General features: G+C 73.4%; 14 protein-coding genes and 1 pseudogene. 11 read left to right on the plus strand and 4 right to left on the minus strand.

Translation table 11 applies throughout. The annotated features are described in order from the left end of the window. Positions 1 to 53 precede the first annotated feature (53 nt). Positions 54 to 2,696, minus strand: a complete 2,643-nt coding sequence (locus tag ABD347_RS27715; RefSeq protein ID WP_344366335.1) for a lysylphosphatidylglycerol synthase domain-containing protein — start codon at positions 2,694 to 2,696, stop codon at positions 54 to 56. A 179-nt stretch (positions 2,697 to 2,875) separates the two neighbouring features. Here ABD347_RS27715 and ABD347_RS27720 point away from each other — a divergent pair, with 179 nt between their 5' ends. The 5 genes from ABD347_RS27720 to nudC all read left to right on the plus strand — a co-directional run bounded on the left by ABD347_RS27720 (position 2,876) and on the right by nudC (position 13,428). Next, positions 2,876 to 3,268, plus strand: a complete 393-nt coding sequence (locus ABD347_RS27720; protein WP_344366338.1) for an MGMT family protein — start codon at positions 2,876 to 2,878, stop codon at positions 3,266 to 3,268. A gap of 278 nt (positions 3,269 to 3,546) precedes the next feature. Beyond that, positions 3,547 to 7,269 carry a UvrD-helicase domain-containing protein gene (locus ABD347_RS27725; RefSeq protein ID WP_425575785.1) on the plus strand — a complete coding sequence of 1,241 codons (3,723 nt, stop codon included), beginning with the start codon at positions 3,547 to 3,549 and terminating at the stop codon, positions 7,267 to 7,269. Positions 7,270 to 7,303: 34 nt separating this feature from the next. Next, positions 7,304 to 10,990 carry an ATP-dependent helicase gene (locus ABD347_RS27730; RefSeq protein ID WP_344366340.1) on the plus strand — a complete coding sequence of 1,229 codons (3,687 nt, stop codon included), beginning with the start codon at positions 7,304 to 7,306 and terminating at the stop codon, positions 10,988 to 10,990. A 9-nt stretch (positions 10,991 to 10,999) separates the two neighbouring features. Beyond that, the gene (locus tag ABD347_RS27735; RefSeq protein WP_344366341.1) at positions 11,000 to 12,406 is read left to right on the plus strand and encodes a dipeptidase; all 1,407 of its coding nucleotides are present in this window, start codon (positions 11,000 to 11,002) and stop codon (positions 12,404 to 12,406) included. Positions 12,407 to 12,480: 74 nt separating this feature from the next. Continuing rightward, positions 12,481 to 13,428 carry an NAD(+) diphosphatase gene (nudC, locus tag ABD347_RS27740; RefSeq protein ID WP_344366342.1) on the plus strand — a complete coding sequence of 316 codons (948 nt, stop codon included), beginning with the start codon at positions 12,481 to 12,483 and terminating at the stop codon, positions 13,426 to 13,428. A 13-nt stretch (positions 13,429 to 13,441) separates the two neighbouring features. On the opposite strand, the gene ABD347_RS27745 is transcribed toward nudC, so the two are convergent. Continuing rightward, the gene (locus ABD347_RS27745) at positions 13,442 to 13,684 is read right to left on the minus strand and encodes a mycoredoxin (protein ID WP_064068479.1); all 243 of its coding nucleotides are present in this window, start codon (positions 13,682 to 13,684) and stop codon (positions 13,442 to 13,444) included. Positions 13,685 to 13,865: 181 nt separating this feature from the next. Between ABD347_RS27745 and ABD347_RS27750 the strand changes: the two genes are divergently transcribed. From ABD347_RS27750 to ABD347_RS27770, 5 genes and pseudogenes are all read left to right on the plus strand, one after another. Continuing rightward, positions 13,866 to 16,079 carry an ATP-dependent DNA helicase UvrD2 gene (locus ABD347_RS27750; protein ID WP_344366344.1) on the plus strand — a complete coding sequence of 738 codons (2,214 nt, stop codon included), beginning with the start codon at positions 13,866 to 13,868 and terminating at the stop codon, positions 16,077 to 16,079. Positions 16,080 to 16,250: 171 nt separating this feature from the next. Next, positions 16,251 to 16,583 (plus strand): hypothetical protein, encoded by a 333-nt coding sequence (locus ABD347_RS27755; RefSeq protein WP_344366346.1) that lies wholly within the window; start codon positions 16,251 to 16,253, stop codon positions 16,581 to 16,583. A gap of 170 nt (positions 16,584 to 16,753) precedes the next feature. Then, positions 16,754 to 17,122 carry a WhiB family transcriptional regulator gene (locus ABD347_RS27760; protein WP_344366348.1) on the plus strand — a complete coding sequence of 123 codons (369 nt, stop codon included), beginning with the start codon at positions 16,754 to 16,756 and terminating at the stop codon, positions 17,120 to 17,122. Continuing rightward, entirely contained in the window at positions 17,119 to 17,445 is a 327-nt protein-coding gene (locus ABD347_RS27765; RefSeq protein WP_344366350.1) for a hypothetical protein, read from the plus strand. Before ABD347_RS27760 ends, ABD347_RS27765 begins: the two co-directional genes overlap by 4 nt. A gap of 102 nt (positions 17,446 to 17,547) precedes the next feature. Further along, positions 17,548 to 17,742 (plus strand): annotated as a pseudogene (locus ABD347_RS27770) (hypothetical protein); the annotation flags it as partial. Positions 17,743 to 17,813: 71 nt separating this feature from the next. Here ABD347_RS27770 and ABD347_RS27775 read toward each other — a convergent pair. Together ABD347_RS27775 and ABD347_RS27780 are read right to left on the minus strand one after the other, a co-directional pair. Further along, positions 17,814 to 19,190 carry an ABC1 kinase family protein gene (locus ABD347_RS27775; protein ID WP_344366353.1) on the minus strand — a complete coding sequence of 459 codons (1,377 nt, stop codon included), beginning with the start codon at positions 19,188 to 19,190 and terminating at the stop codon, positions 17,814 to 17,816. 64 nt (positions 19,191 to 19,254) lie between these two features. Then, positions 19,255 to 20,391, minus strand: a complete 1,137-nt coding sequence (locus ABD347_RS27780; protein ID WP_344366355.1) for a ThiF family adenylyltransferase — start codon at positions 20,389 to 20,391, stop codon at positions 19,255 to 19,257. A 223-nt stretch (positions 20,392 to 20,614) separates the two neighbouring features. On the opposite strand from ABD347_RS27780, the gene ABD347_RS27785 reads away from it, so the two are divergent. Next, complete coding sequence (locus ABD347_RS27785; RefSeq protein WP_344366356.1) at positions 20,615 to 21,190, plus strand: M48 metallopeptidase family protein; 576 nt, start codon at positions 20,615 to 20,617, stop codon at positions 21,188 to 21,190. The last annotated feature ends 40 nt before the right edge of the window (positions 21,191 to 21,230 follow it).

Consider the following 21,230-nt stretch of genomic DNA (forward strand, 5'->3'; position numbering starts at 1 on the left):
GGCGCCCGCGACGAGGTCCATGCGGGTGGCCGGACGCCCGTCGCGGAAGGGTGCTAGAGGGCGCCCTTCCGGGTGAGGAAGTTGAACGAGAACCAGCCCGGCAGTACCGGCAGCCACAGCGTCATCAGCCGGTAGAGCAGCACGGCGGGCGTCGCCACCTCCAGTGGCATACCGCCCACACCCACCAGGCCGGCGATCAGCGCACCCTCCACCGCGCCCACGCCGCCCGGCGTGGGCGCCGCCGACCCCAGGGCGTTGCCGGCGAGGAAGACCACGGCGAGGCTGGCGTACGTCAGCGGCTGCGCACCGTGCGAGAACGCCCGGATCGACGCGTCCAGGCACAGCACGAACGCGCCCGTCAGCAGCAGCATGCCGCCGATGCCCGTGAGCAGCTTCACCGGCCGCTGGAGCACGTCCAGCATGCGCGGCACCACGCCCGCGAAGAGCGACCGCAGCCGGGTGGAGACGAACTTGCGCAGGCCGGGGACCGCCGTGACCACCAGCACCAGCACCGCGACGGTGAGCAGGCCCGCGATGACCGTCCTGGAGGGGGTGAAGTCCTGGGTCTTCTCCGTACCCGTCAGGTAGCCGAAGGACAGCAGCAGCAGGATGTGCGAGCCCAGCCCGAACAACTGCGACGCGCCGACACTGGCCACCGCCAGTCCGGGCCGGACCCCCGAGCGCTGGAGGAAGCGGGTGTTGAGGGCCACGCCGCCGACCGCCGCCGGAGCGACGATCTTGACGAACGACCCGGCCACCTGGGCGATCACCGTGCGCCCGAACGGCACCCGCTCGGGGACGAAGCCCAGCAGGCTCATCGCGGCCGCCACGTAACTGAGCGCGGAGAAGAGCAGGGCCGCCGAGATCCAGGTCCAGTCGGCCTCGGCGATCGTCGACAGCGACAGCGGCGCCTCGGCGATCTGGGAGAGCAGGAAGTACACGGCGATGGCGCCGGCGATCAGGCTGATGAGCGTCCGCGGCCGGATCCGCTCCAGCCGTACGGGTTCCACCGGGGCCTGCGGCCGGATCCGCAGCACCTGCTGCCGGATCTGGGCCAGCAGGTCCTCCTCGCGGACCTCGTCCATCGCCTCGTCCAGGGCCCGCTTCTCGGCCTGCTTGTGCGCCCGTACGGCCTTGCGGTCGGCGCGCCTCTCCTGTTCGGACTTCTCGGCGTGGCCCTCCAGCCGCGCCTGCTTGGCCGCCTCCGACGCGGCCAGGACCGCCTCCCTCTCCCGCTGTGAGCGCTCCCGCGCCAGTCTGCGCAGAGTGGCGCGGGTGGAGCGGCTCAGCGCGATCGGCTGGAGCAGCGGCAGGCAGTCGGCGACCCTGTCACCGCCGAGCACCTCGACCGCGGCGGCCACCGCCCGCTTCGCCCCCACCCGCAGGCCCAGCGTGGTGAGCAGCTGCGCGGTGTCCATGCGCAGGACGAGGTCCCCGGCGGCGATCTCACCACCCCGGAGATCCGTGACGATCACTTTGCCGGAACGATCCACCAGCAGGGCGTCGCCCGTCAGCCTGCGGTGCGCGATGCGCCGGGACTGGAGCGCCTTCACCTGCTGCCAGGCGCCGCACACGACCTCGTCGGTGATCTCCTCGTCGTCCAGCGAGTCCAGCGACCGGCCGCCGAGGTGCTCGTACACCAGCATCACGGCGTCCGGGCCGAGCTCGGCGGTGGCGATCAGCTTCGGCGCGTTGGCGCCCGCGGCGATCGCCGCGTACGCCAGCAGGGCCTCCTGCTCCAGAGCCTGGCGCAGGGACTGGAGGGAGCGGCGGGTGGTGATGCCGCGCAGGGTCACCCTGCGCCAGACCCGGTAGAAGAACCCCTGGGCCTGCTGTTCGCGGTCGACGACCGTGACGTCGAGCGGAGGGCCCTCCTCCAGCGTGACCAGGTAGCGGCGGCCCCGGTCGCCCTGTTCCGCGGAGTCGGTGACGTCCTCGGCGCGCATCGCCGTGACCGGGCGGAAGCCGACGTGGCGCAGGCCGGCCAGCAGGGTCTGGCCGGTGGGCCGGACGTTGGGGGACCCGACCGCGTACAGGGTGCCGTACGCGACGGTCCAGCCGATCAGCACGGTCAGGATGATCGAGAACGGGGTGGTGTAGTCGGCGACCAGCATCGCGAACGCGTCGAGCAGCAGCACCACCCAGAGCGACACCCGCCAGCGCGGCCTGCGGGCCATGCCCACGGCCGTCATATAGGCGATGACGGGAGCGAGGTATCCATGGACCGGGTCGGTCAGCCCGCCGCCCGCCTGGGGCTGCGTCAGCGCCTCCTGGATGGTGCCCGGCGCCGCCCTGGCGACCCACAGGTCGGTGGCGAGGGTGACGCCGTGCGCCAGTACGGCGGCGAGGACGCCGTCCGCGATGCGCAGCCCGTCCCGCTTGATCAGCCGCTCGATCGCGAAGGCCACCGGGACGAGCAGGACGGCGATGCTGGAGACGAGACCGGCGACCTTGACGAAGACGTCGGGAGCCTGACCGGTGCCCTTGCTGATGTCCTCCTCCAGGCCGGTGGTGGTGGCGTGGGCGAAGGCGGCGATGGCGATGACGACGCCGATCGCGAGGATGCCGACGAGCAGGCGCAGCAGGTCGGACGGCCGGTGCACGCGGGCGGCGAGAAGCGGCTCGTCACCGGAGACGCCGTCGATGTGCCTCTCCGCGTTCACGCATACCGTCCCCTTCGTCTGATTCTTCTCCATCGTCTCAGGAGGCCCCGAAGTGGCTGTTACTTCGGGAGGCCGCACATCCTGCCCCTTCGCCGTATCCGTGTCTTGTTGGTCTCGTATCACCGGTCACCGCCCGGAAGATGGTGGCATGACCGGGGGGCGCGGGCGGGCATCAGGGTGCACCGCCCCCGTTGTCGGTGGTGTGGTGCAGGATGGACCGGGTGAGTGCTGAGGAGCTTCCGCAGTACGCGGAACGGGTGCTGGAGGTCGCCGAGCTGATCCCGGCCGGCCGGGTGATGACGTACGGGGACGTCGCCGAGTGGCTCGGAGAGGGCGGCCCGCGCCAGGTCGGCCGCGTCATGGCGCTCTATGGCGGCGCGGTCCCCTGGTGGCGGGTGGTGCGAGCCGACGGACAGCTCCTGCCGGGCCACGAGCTGCGAGCCCTCGGCCACTACCGCGAGGAGGGCACCCCACTGCGCGAGGCCGCGCGTACGGCGGAGGGCCATCTGCCGCGGCTCGACATGCGGCGGGCACGCTGGGACGGCGGAGACGGCTCCGGCGGAGGCGGTTGCGGCGGCGGAGCGGGTGTGATGGCTCACAGGTGACAGCTTCGGCCATGCGGCGGCGCGGCGGGCAGGGTGGGCACCGCGGGCACGACCGTACGGAGTACGCGTAACGTCGTCGCGCATGGCGTGCTCCCCGCACTCCCTTCCCAGCATCCTCAGCACCAGCACACCCACCAGGACCGGCGATCCACGTGAGCTCCTCCTCGACTACCACCGGGCGTACGCCGTCTCGCGGGCGCACCCCGGGCGCGTACCGACTGGTCCGTACCCCGCCGGCTCCGGTGGCTCCCCCTCTTCTGGACGCATCGCAGCGCGCCGTGGTTGACCACTCCGGCGGGCCGCTCCTGGTCCTCGCCGGTCCGGGGACCGGCAAGACGACGACGCTGGTGGAGGCGGTCGCCGCCCGGATCGCCAAGGGCGTCGACCCGGACCGGATCCTGGTCCTCACCTTCAGCCGCAAGGCGGCCGTGGAACTGCGCGACCGCATGGCGGCGAGGATCGGCGGGGTGCGCGCCCCCCAGGCCACCACGTTCCACTCCTTCTGTTACGCCCTCGTCCGCGCCCACCAGGACGCGGCCCTCTTCTCGGAGCCCCTGCGCCTGATGTCGGGCCCGGAACAGGACCTGGCCGTGCGTGAGCTGCTGGCCGGCCAGCTCGGCCTGGAGCAGGAGGGCCTCGCCCGTATCCAGTGGCCCGACGAGCTGCGCGCCTGCCTGACCACGCGGGGTTTCGCCGACGAGGTGCGGGCCGTCCTCGCCCGCTCCCGTGAGCTGGGCCTCGGCCCCCGCGCCCTGGCGGACTTCGCGGCGCGCACCGGGCGGCGGGACTGGTCGGCGGCGGCGGCGTTCCTCGCCGAGTACCTGGACGTGCTCGACATGCAGGGCGTGCTGGACTACGCGGAACTGGTCCACCGGGCGGTGCTGCTGGCGGAAGAGGCGACGCTGCCCGACTACGACGCCGTGTTCGTCGACGAGTACCAGGACACCGACCCGGCGCAGGTCCGGCTGCTGCGGGCGCTGGCGGGCGGCGGGCGGACGCTCTACGCGTTCGGCGACCCGGACCAGTCGATCTACGCGTTCCGGGGCGCGGACGTCAACGGGATCCTGGACTTCCCCGGCACGTTCCGCCGCGCAGACGGCGCCCCGTCGCCGGTCGCCGTCCTCACCACCTCGCGCCGCTCGGGCGCCGCGCTGCTGTCCGCCACCCGGCTGCTGACGACCCGGATGCCCCTGCCGCGCCTGCCCGCGGACAAGGCGCGCGCGCACCGGGACCTGGCGGCGCCGCGGGGCGGCGGCCGGGTCGAGACGTATACCTTCCCGACCCCCTCCACGGAGGTCGACAACATCGCGGACATCCTGCGGCGCGCCCACCTGGAGGAGGGCGTCCGCTGGAACGACATGGCGGTCCTGGTCCGCGCGGGCGGCCGCACCATCCCCACCCTCCGCCGCGCGCTCACCTCGGCGGGCGTGCCGGTCGAGGTCGACGGCAACGACGTCCCGCTGCGCCACGAACCGGCGGTCGCCCCCCTGCTGGCCGCCTTGCGGGCGGCGGCGACGCAGGAAGGCCTCACCCCGCCCGTGCGGGGGGGCTCCCCGGCGCCGTCCGAGGAGCCGGCGGTGGCCCGGCCCGAGCGTCCGAGGGGCGCGTTTGGGGGGCCGGTGGGGGCGGCCGAAGGGTCGGTGGGAGCGGCCGAGGAGCCGGTGCGGGCGGCCGAGGAGCCGGTTGTCCCGGCCGGCGAACCGTCGGCCTTGTCCGGGGAGCCGGCGGAGCCCTCCGGGGAGCCCGTGGCCTTCAGGGGCCCTGCGGCCTCCGAGGCGCCCGCGGTCTCCGGGGGCCCCGCGGCCCCGTTCGCCGAGCAGGCCGAGCCGGGCCCTGAGGCGGAGCCGGGGGCCATGGAGGCGGACCCGCCGGGCCCGGAGACGGACGCGGGGATCATGGAGGCGTACCCGCCCGGTGCGGATGCGGGCCCGGGGGCCCCGGATGCGGGCCCCGAGGCCACGGGGGCGGGCCCGGGGGCCACGGGGGCGAGCCCCGAGGCTACGGCGGCGGGCCCGGGGGCCACGGGGGCGGACTTGCCGAGCGCCCGGGCGGCTGGGCCGGGCACCGGGCCCGACGTGCCCGGCGCCGCATCCGCGGAGCGGGACGCCGCTCCGGCGGAGAACCGGCCGTGGCTCGACACCGAGACGGCGATCAGCCTGCTCGCCTCGCCCCTCGGCGGCATGGACGCCGCCGACCTGCGCCGCCTGGGACGGGCCCTGCGGGACGAGGAGCGGGCCGGCGGCAACAAGGTCCCGCCGCCCTCCGACGCCCTGCTCGCCCGCGCGCTCGCCGAGCCCGAGCGACTCGTCGCACACGACCCCTCCTACGCCCGCGGCGCCCAGCGGCTCGGCGACCTGCTGCGCCGCACCCGCGCGCTCCTCGCGGGCGGCGGCACCGCCGAGGAGGCCCTCTGGCTCCTGTGGGACGGCACCCCGTGGCCCGCCCGTCTGCAGCGCGCCGCGCTCAGGGGCGGCCCGGCCGGCCGCAACGCCGACCGCGACCTCGACGCCGTGTGTGCCCTCTTCGACACCGCCGCCCGCGCCGAGGAGCGCACCGGCGGCCGCGGAGCCCTGAACTTCCTGGAGGAGCTCGACGCCCAGGACATCGCCGCCGACACCCTCTCCAAGCGGCCCGTACGCCCCGACGCCGTACGCCTGATGACCGCCCACCGCGCCAAGGGGCTCGAATGGGGCCTGGTCGTCGTGGCCGGAGTACAGGAGGGACTCTGGCCCGACCTGCGCCGCCGCGGTTCCCTCCTGGAGGCCGACCGCATCGGCCGGGACGGCATCGCCGAGCCCCTCACCCCCGGCGCCCTCCTCGCCGAGGAGCGACGGCTCTTCTACGTGGCCGCCACCCGCGCCCGCGACCGGCTCGTCGTCACCGCCGTCAAGGCACCCGCCGACGACGGCGACCAGCCCTCCCGGTTCCTCACCGAACTCGGCGTCGAGCCGAAGGACGTGACCGGCCGCCCCCGCCGCCCCCTCGCCGTGGCCGCCCTCGTCGCCGAACTGCGCGCCACCACCGTCGACCCCGACGCGTCCCCCGCCCTGCGTGACGCCGCCGCCCGGCGTCTCGCCCGGCTCGCCGCGCTCACCGACGACGAGGGGCAGCCACTCGTACCCGCCGCCCACCCCTACCGCTGGTGGGGCCTGTACGAGCCGACCCACACCGCCGTCCCCCTCCGGGACCGGGACCACCCCGTCGCGCTCTCCGGCAGCGCCCTCGACCAGCTCGCGAACACCTGCGCCCTCCAGTGGTTCCTGGGGCGCGAGGTCAAGGCGGACGCCCCCGCCACCGCCGCGCAGGGGTTCGGCAACGTCGTCCACGTCCTCGCCGACGAGGTGGCCTCCGGCCGCACCCCCGCCGACCTGGCCGTCCTCATGGAGCGGCTCGACTCCGTCTGGGACGCGCTCGCCTTCGACGCCCCCTGGAAGTCCGCCCAGGAGAAGGAGCACGCGCGCGTGGCGCTGGAGAGGTTCCTGCGCTGGCACGTCATGGACCGCGCGGGCCGCACCCCCGCCGCCACCGAGCACGATTTCGACGTCACCCTGGAAGCGGGGGAGTACGAGGTACGGATCCGAGGCTCCATGGACCGCGTCGAGGCCGACGAGCACGGCCGGGCCTACGTCGTCGACTTCAAGACCGGCAAGTCCGCCCCCACCAGGGACGAGGTCGCCCGCCACCCGCAGCTCGCCGTGTACCAGCTCGCCGTCCGCGAGGGCGCCGTCGACGAGGTCTTCGGCGGCCGCCGGCCCGAGCCCGGCGGCGCCGAGCTCGTCCAGCTGCGCCAGGCCGCGCCGAAGAAGGAGGGCGGGGAGCGGCTGCCCAAGGTGCAGGCGCAGGAGCCGCTCAGCGGGGAGTGGGCCGGCGAACTGCTCGCGACCGCCGCCGGCCGCGTACTGGACGAACGTTTCACCCCCTCCACCGGCAAGCACTGCGACCACTGCGCGTTCCGGGCCTCGTGCAGCGCCCGGCCCGAGGGCCGCCACATCGTGGAATGAGAACTGTCAGTGGGGCCGGTTAGCCTCGTTGACCGTGACCCCTCGCCTGACCGACCCCGAGCAACTCAAGGAGCTCCTCGGCATCCCGTTCACCCCGGAGCAGACGGCCTGCATCACCGCGCCGCCCGCCCCGCAGGTCATCGTGGCCGGCGCCGGTTCCGGCAAGACCACGGTGATGGCCGCCCGGGTGGTCTGGCTGGTCGGCACGGGCCAGGTCGCCCCCGAGCAGGTCCTCGGCCTGACGTTCACCAACAAGGCCGCCGGCGAGCTGGCCGAGCGCGTCCGCAGGGCACTCGTCCGGGCCGGGGTGACCGACCCGGACGTCATCGACCCGGACAATCCGCCCGGCGAACCGCGCATCTCCACGTACCACGCCTTCGCCGGGCAGCTCCTCACCGACCACGGCCTGCGCATCGGTCTGGAGCCCACCGCCCGCCTCCTCGCCGACGCCACCCGCTACCAGCTCGCCGCCCGGGTGCTGCGCGAGGCGCCCGGACCGTACCCCGCCCTGACCAAGTCCTTCCCCACCCTCGTCAGCGACCTGCTCGCCCTCGACGCCGAGCTCGCCGAGCACCTCGTACGCCCCGCCGACCTCCTCCGCCACGACGCGGAACTGCTCGCCGCCCTCGCGGGCGCCCGCCTCACCAACGCCGACCTCCGCAAGGTCCCGGAGGCCGCCGCCGCCCGCCGCGAGCTCACCGACCTCGTGATTCGGTACCGCGCGGCCAAGCGCGAGCGCGACCTGCTCGACTTCGGCGACCAGATCGCGCTCTCCGCCGAGCTGGCCCTCACCCGGCCCGAGGCGGGCGCGATCCTGCGGGACGAGTTCCGGGTCGTGCTCCTGGACGAGTACCAGGACACGTCCGTCGCACAGCGGCTCCTGCTGTCCGGACTGTTCGGCGGAGGCACCGGACACCCGGTCACCGCCGTGGGCGACCCTTGCCAGGCGATCTACGGGTGGCGCGGCGCGTCCGTGGCGAACCTGGACGACTTCCCCGAGCACTTCCCGTACGCGGACGGGGCCCCCGCCGGCCGCTTCTCGCTCAGCGAGAACCGCCGCAGCGGCGGCCGTCTCCTGGACCTCGCCAACGGGCTCGCCGAGCCGTTGCGCGCCATGCACGCGGGCGTGGAGGCACTGCGACCGGCGCCCGGAGCGGAGCGCGACGGCACCGTCCGGATCGCCCTGCTGCCCACCCAGGCGGAGGAGCTGGCCTGGCTGGCCGACTCCATCGCCCACCTCGTACGCACGGGCAAGGAACCCGGGGACATCGCCGTCCTGTGCCGCACCGCGACCGACTTCCCCGAGATCCAGGCCGCCCTGGTCGCGAGGGACGTACCCGTCGAGGTCGTGGGCCTGTCCGGACTGCTGCACCTGCCGGAGGTCGCCGACCTGGTGGCGGTCTGCGACGTCCTCCAGGACCCGGGCGCCAACGCCTCGCTCGTACGGCTGCTCACCGGGCCCCGCTGGCGGATCGGCGCCCGCGACCTGGCCCTGCTCGGCCGCCGCGCCCGGCTCCTGGTGCACCGTTCCCGGGACGACGGGGCCACGGATTCCGACGAGCGCCTGGCGGCGGCGGTCGAAGGCGTGGACCCGGCCGAGGTGGTGTCGCTCGCCGACGCCCTGGACACCTTCCTCGAACCGGCCGGGGCGGACGACGGCCTGCCGTTCTCCGCCGAGGCGCGGGTACGGTTCGCCCGGCTCGCCACCGAGCTGCGCGACCTGCGGCGCTCCCTGGCCGACCCCCTGATGGACGTCCTGCACCGGATCCTGGGCGCGACCGGCCTGGAGGTCGAGCTGTCCGCCTCCCCGCACGCCCTGGCGGCCCGCCGCCGGGAGACGCTCTCGAACTTCCTCGACATAGCGGCCGGTTTCGCCTCGCTGGACGGCGAGGCGACCCTGCTGGCCTTTCTGGGCTTCCTGCGCACGGCCGCCCAGTACGAGAAGGGACTGGACAACGCCCTGCCGGGTGGCGAGAACACCGTCAAGGTGCTGACCGCCCACAAGTCCAAGGGCCTGGAGTGGGACGTCGTCGCCGTCCCGGGCCTGGTGGCCTCCCAGTTCCCCAGCGCCAGGTCCCGCGAGTCGTGGACCTCCCAGCCGCAGGTCCTCCCGCACGCGCTGCGCGGTGACTCCCCGACCCTCCCGGCGGTCGACGACTGGGACGCCCCGTCGCTGAAGGCGTTCAAGGAGGCGATGAAGGACCATCAGCACACCGAGGAGCTGCGCCTGGGGTACGTGACCTTCACCCGTCCCCGTTCCCTCCTGCTGGGCTCGGCCCACTGGTGGGGCCCCTCGCAGAAGCGGCCGCGGGGCCCGTCCCCGTTCCTGCACGCGCTGTACGATCACTGCGCGGCGGGCTCCGGTGAGATCGAGGCCTGGGCGGACGAACCGGACGAGGACGCCGAGAACCCTATGCTCCAGGAGGCCACGGCCGACCACGCCTGGCCGCTGCCTCTGGACCCCGCCTCACTGACCCGGCGCCGCGCGGCCGCCGACAAGGTCATGGAGTACCTGGACTCCCTGCCGGAGCCCTCACAGGCCGACGCCCCGGCCGTCGAGTTCGCCGACCCGGACGTCCCGGGCCGCGACCACCAGGACGCGGACCACCTCGGCCACTCCGGGCATCCGGGTCGCCCCGGCGTGCCCGACCACGAGTATCCCGGCCACCCCGACCCCGACGAGGCGTGGCCCGACGACCTCGCCGACCTGGCCGACCTCGCCGACTGGGACGCCTGGTCCGCCGAGTCGCCCGGCGGCCCCCTGCCCGCCGCCGGGGGCGGAGAGGGCACCGGTCCCGAGGGCACCGGCACCGCCCACCAGCCGTACGTCCCCGCCCCCCGCCCCGCCGCGTCCGACGCCCCGGGGGACGCCGGAGGCGCGTTCCACCCGCGCCCGCTCGAGGAGGAGCGCCGCACGACCGGGGAGCCCCTCATGCCCGGGGAGCGCCTCACGCCCGGGGAGTCCCGCACGACCGGGGAGCGCCTCACGCCCGAGGAGGCCCGCGCCATCGCCTCCTGGGACCGCGACCTCGACGCCCTCACCGGGGAGCTCCTCCGCGCCCGCGCCACCACCCGTGACGTCCTCCTCCCGGCGTCCCTGTCCGCCTCCCAGCTGCTGCGCCTGGCCGCCGACCCGGACGGCTTCGCGCAGGAGCTGGCCCGCCCCATGCCGCGCCCCCCTCAGCCCGCCGCCCGGCGCGGGACACGGTTCCACGCCTGGGTGGAGGCCCGGTTCGAGGAGCTGCCACTGCCGATGCTGGGCCCCGACGAACTGCCCGGCGGGGAGGTGTACGCCGATGAGCCGGAGATCGCCGACGAGCGGGACCTGGCCGCGCTGAAGGAGGCGTTCGAGAACACCGTCTACGCCCACCGCACACCCCATCGCGTGGAGGCGCCGTTCCAGCTCGCCCTCGCCGGCCGGGTCGTCCGCGGCCGTATCGACGCCGTCTACCGCGACGTCGACCCGGACACCGGCGCCGTGACGTACGAGATCGTCGACTGGAAGACCAACCGCTCCCGTACCGCGGACCCCCTCCAGCTCGCGGTGTACCGGCTCGCCTGGGCCGAGCAGCACGGGCTGCCGCTCGAGGCGGTGACGGCAGCCTTCGTCTACGTACGCACGGGAGAAGTCGTCCGCCCGGACGACCTCCCCGGACGCGACGCGATCGAGCGCGTCCTGCTCCGTGGGACGGCCGGCGGGACGCCCCCCGGTGCCGGATAGGCTCGGGGCATGAGCGACACCCCGGACAGCGCCGTCCAGACCGTACGTGCATACATAGAGCAGCACCGCGCCGCCTTCCTCGACGACCTCGTCGAGTGGCTGCGCATCCCGTCCGTGTCGGCGCAGCCCGTGCACGCCCCGGACGTACGGCGCAGCGCCGAGTGGCTCGTGGGGAAGCTCGGGGAGACCGGTTTCCCGGTCGCCGAGGTGTGGGAGACGGACGGTGCCCCGGCGGTCTACGCCGAGTGGCCCTCCGGCGAGGAGGACGCTCCCACCGTCCTGGTCTACGGCCATCACGACGTCCAGCCGGCCGCCCGCGAGGACGGCTGGGACACCGACCCCTTCGAGCCGGTGATCCGCGGGAACCGGCTCCACGCGCGCGGTGCCGCCGACGACAAGGGCCAGGTGTTCTTCCACACCCTGGGTGTGCGCGCGCATCTCGCGCTGACCGGTCGTACCGCCCCCGCCGTCAACCTCAAGCTGCTGGTGGAGGGTGAGGAGGAGTCCGGCTCCCCGAACTTCCGGGCGCTGGTCGAGCGTCACCGCGACCGTCTCGCCGCGGACGCCGTGGTCGTCTCGGACACGGGCATGTGGTCGGAGACGACGCCCACCGTGTGCACCGGCATGCGCGGCCTGGCGGACTGCGAGATCGAGCTGTACGGACCGGACCAGGACATCCACTCCGGATCCTTCGGCGGCGCCGTGCCGAACCCGGCCACAGTGGCCGCCCGTATCGTCGCCGCGCTCCACGACGAGCACGAGCAGGTCACGATCCCCGGCTTCTACGACGGCGTCGCGGCGCTCACCGGCGCCGAGCGAGAACTGATCGCGGAGTTGCCCTTCGACGAGGACGCCTGGCTGACGACCGCCAAGTCGTACGGGACGCTGGGCGAGGCGGGCTACTCCACCCTGGAGCGGGTGTGGGCCCGCCCGACCGCCGAGGTCAACGGCATCGGCGGCGGCTACCAGGGCCCCGGCGGCAAGACGATCATCCCCTCGTCCGCACGACTGAAGCTGTCGTTCCGCCTGGTCTCCGGCCAGGACCCCTCCGCGATCGAGGTGGCCGTACGCGCATGGGTGGGCGCCCGCGTCCCGGCCGGCGTCCGCCACAAGATCACCTTCGGTGCGCCGACCCGACCGTGCCTGACGCCCCTCGACCACCCGGCCCTCCAGTCGGTCGTACGGTCGATGAGCCGGGCCTTCGACGGCGCGAAGATCCGCTTCACCCGCGAGGGCGGTTCGGGCCCCGCCGCTGACCTCCAGGACGTACTGGACGCGCCGGTGCTGTTCCTGGGCATCTCCGTGCCGTCCGACGGCTGGCACGCGCCGAACGAGAAGGTGGAGCTGGACCTGCTGCTCAAGGGCGTGGAGACAGCCGCCCACCTGTGGGGCGACCTGTCCGATGCCCTCCGCTGAGCCGCACCCGCCCAACGGCACCCAGCTGAACAGACACCCAGGAGAACCCATCCACCGGGGGAGTTGGAAGCACAGTGACCACCATCAGTAACGAGGCCCTGTACCGTCCGATCGGCCTCACCGCCCCGAGCGGCATCGACCGCGCGGCCCACCACCGTCTCGACGAGGCGTGGCTGGCCGCGGCGTGGAGCCACCCGACGACCCGGGTCTTCGTGGTGTCCGGCGGCCAGACCCTGATCGACGACACCCCCGACGGCCGCACCGAACTGGTCATGACCCCCGCCTTCGAGGCGCCCGTCACCGAGACCCACCGGTACTTCCTGGGCACGGACGAGGAGGGCGTCAGCTACTTCGCGCTGCAGAAGGACTCCCTGCCCGGCCGCATGGACCAGTCAGCGCGGCCGGCCGGTCTGCGCGAGGCCGGGCTGCTGCTGTCCCCGCGTGACGCGGGGCTCATGGTGCACGCGGTGGCGCTGGAGAACTGGCAGCGCCTGCACCGCTTCTGCTCGCGCTGCGGCCAGCGCACGGTGATCGCGGCAGCCGGTCACATCCGCCGCTGCCCGGCCTGCGGCGCCGAGCACTACCCGCGTACCGACCCGGCGGTGATCATGCTGGTGACGGACGAGGAGGACCGGGCGCTGCTGGGCCGGCAGGTCCACTGGCCGGAGGGCCGCTTCTCGACGCTGGCGGGCTTCGTCGAGCCGGGCGAGTCGATCGAGCAGTCGGTGGCCCGGGAGGTCTTCGAGGAGGCCGGTGTGACGGTCGGCGAGGTGGAGTACGTCGCCAGCCAGCCGTGGCCGTTCCCCTCCAGCCTGATGCTGGGCTTCATGGCGCGGGCGACATCGTCCGAGATCGACGTGGACGGCGACGAGATCGAGGAGGCCCGCTGGTTCTCCCGGGAAGAGCTGCGGGCCGCGTTCGAGTCCGGCGAGGTGCTTCCCCCCTACGGAATCTCGATCGCGGCCCGTCTGATCGAGCTCTGGTACGGCAAGCCGCTGCCGAAGCCCGGGAACGTGGTGTAGCGGCGGTCGCCGATCAGGCGCCGATCTTCTGCTTCACCTGGGCAAGCGAGGGGTTCGTCAGCGTCGTCCCGTCCGCGAAGAGCACGGTCGGGACGGTCTGGTTGCCCCCGTTGGCCTTCTCCACGAACGCGGCCGACTCCGGGTCCTGCTCGATGTTGACCTCGGTGTACGCGATGCCTTCACGGTCCATCTGGCTCTTCAGCCGCCGGCAGTAACCGCACCACGTCGTGCTGTACATCGTCAGGCTGCCCTGCATCGTCTGCGCTCCTCGGTGTCGCTGGGGGTGGGTGCCTCGGGGCACCAGGAAGCAGAACGTACATCTCGGCGCCACCATTCCCGCACGAACCGGCCCCACCATTCCCGGATTAGTACGACCGCGGTGCCGGCCCTGTGGACAACCGTCCCGTCCGCCTCGGGCGACCTGGCAGCATGGCAGGGTGACAGCAGCAACGCACTCCACTCTCTTCCCGCAGGTACCGGGCCCGAGCCAGTTCATGGCGCCGCCCCGGGATGCCGACGCGGTGCTCGACGGGCTGGACCCCGAGCAGCGCGAGGTGGCGACCGCCCTGCACGGTCCGGTGTGCGTCCTGGCGGGCGCCGGCACGGGCAAGACCCGCGCGATCACCCACCGCATCGCGTACGGCGTCCGTGCGGGCATACTCCAGCCGAGCAGTGTGCTGGCCGTCACCTTCACCAACCGCGCCGCCGGCGAGATGCGCGGCCGGCTGCGGCAGCTCGGCGCCGGTGGCGTCCAGGCGCGTACGTTCCACTCGGCCGCCCTCCGGCAGCTCCAGTACTTCTGGCCGAAAGCCGTCGGTGGCGAACTGCCCAGGCTGCTGGAGCGGAAAGTCCAGCTGGTCGCGGAGGCGGGCGCCCGGTGCCGCATCCGGCTCGACCGCAATGAGCTGCGGGACGTCACGAGCGAGATCGAGTGGGCCAAGGTCACCCAGACCGTCCCGGCCGACTACCCGGCGGCGGTCGCCAAGGCACAGCGGGACGCCCCGCGAGACCCCGCCGAGATCGGCCAGATCTATGCCATGTACGAGCAGCTGAAGCGGGACCGCTCGGCCATCGACTTCGAGGACGTCCTGCTGCTGACCGTCGGCATCCTCCAGGACCGGCACGACATCGCCGACCGGATCCGCAGCCAGTACCAGCACTTCGTGGTGGACGAGTACCAGGACGTGTCACCGCTCCAGCAGCGCCTGCTCGACCTGTGGCTCGGAGACCGCGACAACCTGTGCGTCGTGGGCGACGCCAGCCAGACGATCTACTCCTTCACCGGCGCCACCCCCGACCACCTGCTGAACTTCCGCACCCGGCACCCCAACGCCACCGTGGTCAAGCTGGTCCGCGACTACCGCTCGACACCCCAGGTCGTCCACTTGGCCAACGGGCTGCTCGCCCAGGCCCGCGGCCGTGCCGCCGAGCACCGCCTGGAGCTGATCTCCCAGCGGGACCCTGGTCCCGAACCCGTCTACGCCGAGTACGCCGACGAACCGGCCGAGGCCGAGGGCACCGCCCGCCGCGTCCGCGACCTGATCGCCGCCGGCGTCCCGGCGGGCGAGATCGCCGTTCTCTACCGGATCAACGCCCAGTCGGAGGTCTACGAGCAGGCCCTCGCCGACGCGGGCGTGCCCTACCAGCTGCGCGGCGCCGAGCGCTTCTTCGAGCGCGCCGAGGTACGGGAAGCGGGCGTCGCCCTGCGCGGCGCCGCCCGGGCCGGGGGTAACGACTCCCTGCTGGACGACGTCGAGGATCTGCCCTCGCAGGTGCGGGCCGTACTGTCCACCAAGGGCTGGACCAGCGAGCCGCCGACCGGCTCGGGTGCGGTCCGTGACCGCTGGGAGTCCCTGTCGGCGCTGGTCCGGCTCGCCGAGGACTTCGCGCGCGCCCGGCCCGGGGCGACCCTCGGCGACCTGGTCGCGGAGCTCGACGAGCGGGCCGCCGCCCAGCACGCGCCCACGGTGCAGGGCGTCACCCTCGCCTCGCTGCACTCCGCCAAGGGCCTGGAATGGGACGCCGTGTTCCTCGTCGGCCTCACCGAGGGCATGGTGCCGATCACCTACGCCAAGACCGACGAGCAGGTCGAGGAGGAGCGGCGCCTGCTGTACGTGGGCGTCACCCGCGCCCGGCTCCACCTCTCGCTCTCCTGGGCGCTCGCCCGTACCCCGGGTGGCCGCGCCTCGCGTCGTCCGACCCGGTTCCTGACCGGGCTGCGCCCCGGCTCCGCCGCACCGGGGGCCCGTACCGCGGGGGGAGGTGCCGGTGTCGAGCGGGGCGGCGGTGCGGTGGCGGTCACGCGGCGCGGGCGCCGTGGGCCGGTGCGGTGCCGGGTGTGCGGCGCGACGCTCACCGACGCGGGCGAGATGAAGCTGACGCGCTGCGAGGACTGCCCGTCCGACATGGACGAGGGCCTGTACGAGCGGCTGCGGGAGTGGCGCTCGGGGCAGGCGAAGCAGCTCGGCCAGCCCCCGTACTGCGTCTTCACCGACAAGACGCTGATGGCGATCGCCGAGACCGTCCCCGCCACGGACGGCGAGCTGGCTCGCATCTCCGGTGTCGGTGTCCGCAAGCTCGACCGCTTCGGCGCCGATGTTCTCGCCATCTGCGCAGGTCAGGAGCGTGATCAGGATGGCGAGGAGGACTGATCCAAACTCGGCGGAAAAATAGTTTGCGCCCGCCCCGTCAAGCCCCATAGGTTCTTAACCACGGAAACAGCGGCTTCTCCGAAGCCCTCGCTTCGTGCTGTACTTATCCGAATACGTGCGGGACCGGTTCCGACCGATCCCCTCCCGAGACGCCGAGAGGAGGCGATTCCAGTGATCAGCATCAACAGCAGCTCCGTCAGCACCACCGCCAAAATGACCGATCGCGCGGTCGTCTCCGTCTGCCCGCTCGGCCTCTCCGGTTCGGCGCTCATCAGCACCGGTCTGCCCGGCTTCGCAGCCGTGCGTCCTGCCACCCTCCTGGCGGCTCTCCCCGTCCGGGAGCGCAGTGAGCGACCGACCAAGGCACTGGAAGCAGGAGTAGCAGCAGGCAGGGCCCAGGCCTATGCCTTTGCGGCGACCGGTGCCGAAACCAAGACGCAGACGCAGCAGCACCACACGATGTGGGCCTTCCGTGGGCTCGAACCCTGGAGTGATCCAGCCTGATCCAGGATCAGGCCGGCGCCTTCAGGGCCGCGGAACCCCACCCGGGATCCGCGGCCCTTCTGTTTTGCCCGAACGGGCGAAGTGGAGCGAAGGAGCCTCGGGACGACGCAGTACCCGGTACCAGCCCACCGGCCAACAGGCCGGACCGACCAGACGAGGAAAACGAAACCGTGCAACTCGAAGCGCACGCCCCGTCCGTACCGCCTTCCGAAACGATCACCCCGCCCGGTCTCACGGAGGACCCCGCCTTGACTCCCCTCACCGCGCTCACCGCGCTCGACGACGCCATCGAGAACCTCGGCGTACCCGTCCCCTGCCGTTCCTACGACCCGGAGGTCTTCTTCGCCGAGTCGCCGGCCGACGTCGAGTACGCCAAGTCGCTGTGCCGTACGTGCCCGCTTGTGGAGGCCTGCCTCGCCGGCGCCAAGGAGCGGCGCGAGCCGTGGGGCGTCTGGGGCGGTGAGCTCTTCGTCCAGGGTGTGGTCGTCGCCCGGAAGCGGCCCCGTGGCCGCCCGCGCAAGAACCCGGTCATGGCATGAACGTCCGAGCCGGAACCATCGACCGCCCCCACACGCACGATCCCCAGAAGCAGGCCCCGATGACCTCTTCCACCAGCGAGCCGTCCGGCTCCGCGACCCCAGTCTTCAGCACCGTCGGCGCGACCGCCTCGCGTCAGAACAGGAACCGTGAAATGCAACTCCTCCAAGAAGCCTTGGCTCGTGCCCATATGCATCAGCGCATGGCGGAAGCCGACGCGGAACGCCAGGCCCTGCGCCTGGTCGCCGCCCGGCGCATGCAGCGCCGCGCCGAGCGCGTGTCCCTGCGTGCCCGCCGCGCGCTGGCCATGGCCGTCATGAACTAGTGCCGACGCGGCACTGATCCCCATGTGGGGGCCGGTCCTGACGGGCCGGCCCCCGCGGTGCGTTGCGCGCGGCCCGGGCCGCCCGGCGGTTATCGTCCCGTGGTGAACGAGCGGATCTCTCCCCCCTCACAGCCGGGTGTGCGTGACGTGGTGTGCTCCCGCTGCGGCGCGGCCGCCGACAGCCTTCCGGTGACCTGGACCTGTTCCGTCGAGAACGGCGGCCGCCTGTACTTCTGCGACGACTGCGCCCGGACCCACCTGAGAGCCATCGAGAGCAGACTCGACTCCTCCTGGTGGGGACCCCCACCGCGGCCGACCACCGGGTGGCCGGCCGCAGGCGGGCGGGCTTGTCCCGCGGCGAGGCACGGTCAGGCGTGCGCCTCCACCGGGGCCGGATCCGCATCGTCCTCGGGCAGGAAGCCGGGCAACCACGACTCCAGCTCTTCGCGCATCCGGACCGTCGCGTTCAGCTGGCACAGCACCCCGATGGTGCTCAACGTCACCCGGTGGATCAGCAGGTACGACGGCGGCAGGTTGAGCCGCTTGCCCAACTGGTGCGCGGGAGAGCGCATATCGGCGAGCCGGGCGGCCTGGCCGCGTATCCAGTCGCGGGTGAAGGTGAACGCGTCGGCCTCCGCCGGCTTGATGATCGGCAGGAGGTACTCCAGGACGGCGTCCGGGTCGAGATCGATGGTCTCCTTGACGAACCCCTCCTCCCGGAGCAGTTCATACACACCCTCCGAGTCGCCCTCCAGGGCCATCCGCAGGGAGGCCCCGATGGTTTCCGGCAGACCGCCGGGCAGCCGGTCCACGGTGCCGAAGTCCAGCACACCGAGCCGCCAGCCCGCGACGTCCTCCTCGTCGGCCTCGTCCGGCAGCAGCCGGAAGTTCCCCGGATGCGGGTCCGCGTGCAGCAGGCCGGTCCGCGCCGGGCCGGAGAAGAGGAACCGCGCGAGCAACTGTCCGGCCCTGTCGCGCTGTTCCGGCGTGCCGTCCGCGATGACCTCGGCCAGTGGTATCCCGTCGATCCACTCGGTCACCAGCACCTGATCGGAATGGTGCACCACACCCGGCACCACCACATCCGGATCGTCCACGAACACTTCGGCGTGCTCCCGCTGGGCCGCCGCCTCCAGACCGTAGTCCAGCTCCTCGGCCACCCGGTCCCGCAGCTCCGCGATCAGCGGCTTGATGTCCATGCCCGGCACCAGCGGCCCCAGCATCCGGGCGAACCGGCTCAGCTGCGTGAGGTCCGACAGCAGTGCCTCGCCCGCGCCCGGGTACTGCACCTTCACCGCCACCCGGCGCCCGTCGTGCCACACCGCCCGGTGCACCTGGCCGATCGAAGCGGCCGCCGACGGCTTGTCCTCGAACTCCAGGAACAGCTCGCGCCACTCGCCGCCCAGCCGCTCCCGCAGTACCGAGTGGACCGTGCGGGTCGGCATGGGCGGAGCCGCCTCCTGGAGCTTGGTCAGCGCCGCCCGGTAGGGACCGGCCATCTCCTCGGGCAGCGCCGCCTCGAACACGGACAGCGCCTGACCGAGCTTCATCGCACCGCCCTTCAGCTCCCCAAGTACACGGAACAGCTGGTCCGCCGTGCGCTGTTGCAGCTCACGGGCCACCATCTCCGCGGGCTTGCCGCCGATCCGCTTGCCCAGCCCCCATGTGGCCCGGCCGGCGAAGCCCAGGGGCAACGCGGCCAACTTGACGGTACGGGTTACCGCCTTCCGGGGTAGATCAGACATACGCCCCTCCAAATCCCAGACTGCCGTGCCGCGTTTGCCGTACGCGTCGCTTCGCCGACCGCGGTTACCCGGCCATTGTGTCCTGCTCGCTCGCGGGCACGGAGGCGCGCATCCCCTCCGGTCTCCGGCCAGCCCCGCAGGGACAGCCCGCATGAGGCGACATCCGCTCCGCGCGCCACTCCAGCAACGGCAGCGACGCCTCCCAGCGGGCGCCCGTGCTCGCCGGGAGCTCCCCGTCCAGAAAGGACACCGCATGCGCCGCCGCGAGCCCCGCCACCGAAGCGGCCAGGCCCTGGTCGCACGCCGGGACTCTGCTCCGGCGCCCCGAACGCCACTGCGCCAGCATCCGCGGCCACGCCGGGTCCCGGTCGGACCGCTCCAGCTCCACGCAGCCCGCGCAGGCGGTGCCGCCGGGCAGCACCAGCGGGCCCACCACACCCGTCGCCTCGATCACCCCGGCGTACAGGTGAGGAGTGCCGGTGGCCACCCAGTCGTCGGCGGGCACCGGGTCGGGGGCGTACGCCGCCAGGCCGTCCCGCGGAGCGACCACGACCAGTGACAGCCCGGGCTCCGACCCCGCCGCCCCGCCGTCCCGCGCCGCGCGGCCACCCGGGGCCGACCGCCCCACCAGCCGCCGGGCAGCCGCGTCGCGTCGCTCACCCACCGCTTCCGCGGGCAGCCCACCGGGCGTCACGTCCCACGGTTCGACGCACCCACCGTCCCGTACCTCCACCCGGCCCACCCCCGAGGCCGACAGCAGAGCGGCGATGCTCGCGCCCACCCGCCCGGCGCCCCTCACCTGCACCCGCATGCCCCGCCGCGCCGCCAGGCGCCGCGCGGCACCGCCCGGCTCGCGGTGGACGACGGACAGTGACCCCAGATCGGCGCGCAGCCGGTCGAATGCGCCGCCCTCCTTCCGCAACGCGTCGGCCGCGGGGCCGCCGGACGCCGCGTCGTCCAGCAGCCCCGCCTCCGCCAGCCGGTCCAGCAGTGCTTCCAGCCGCCCGTCCGGCAACCCCAGGGCCCGCGCCTCCTCGCGCAGCAGCGGCAGCCCCCGCGTCCCGTCGAAGAGCGTGAGCAGACTGCCCGTGGTCGTGTCCACCGGACCGACCACCACCGCGTGCGCCGGCGCCGCCCCGAACTGCACGAACTGCAGATTCCGCCAAGCGCGTCGCAACGCCGGCTTCAGCATCGGATGCATATCCGCCCCCCGTGATCCTCATCGACCGTCGGCGATCTCTGGCGAACTCCGGCGATCTTCGTTGATCTCCCGGCGTCAGAATGCCCCGGCGCCGGCCGCCGCCGCGGAAAGTTGTCCACAGGCCGGAGCATTAGTCGTTCAAATGGTGCAGGCTGTGGATGGATCAGACGCGAACCGTTCGGGAGGCGGGACTTCCCCCGCTGACAGCGGGTAACGTCGGGGCGTGCCCGCCGACCCTCAGCGCAGTCCGACAAACGGCCCGCCCCGCAGCGCGGGGACGAGTGCGGTCGAGGTCCGCAGGAGCTCCCGTCGCAACCGGACCGTGTCCGCCTACCGTGAGGGCGACCGGACCATCGTGCTCATCCCCGCCCGGATGTCGGAGGCGGAGGAGCGGCGCTGGGTGAACGTGATGCTCGACAAGCTCGCCGCCCAGGAGAGCAAGCGCGTCCTCGGCGACACGGAGCTGACCGAGCGGGCGGAGCGCCTGTCCGCCCAGTACTTCGACGGCAGGGCGAGACCGACGTCCGTGCGGTGGGTGACCAATCAGAACACCCGGTGGGGCTCCTGCACCCCGGCGGAGGGCAGCATCCGCCTGTCGCACCGGCTGCAGGGCATGCCGGAGTACGTCGTCGACTACGTACTCGTCCACGAGCTGGCCCATCTGCTGGTCCCCGGGCACGGGCCGCGGTTCTGGCGGCTGCTCGAGGCGTACCCCCGCACCGAGCGGGCCCGCGGTTACCTCGAGGGAGTCGTCGCGGCGGCCCGGCTGCCGCACCGCCCGAACGCTCACGGAGAGTGACGTTCGTCGATCCTGTACCGAAACAGTCCCGGCTTGGCTC

This window comes from Streptomyces gobitricini (genome assembly GCF_039532985.1).
GTDB classification, from domain to species: Bacteria; Actinomycetota; Actinomycetes; order Streptomycetales; family Streptomycetaceae; genus Streptomyces; species Streptomyces gobitricini.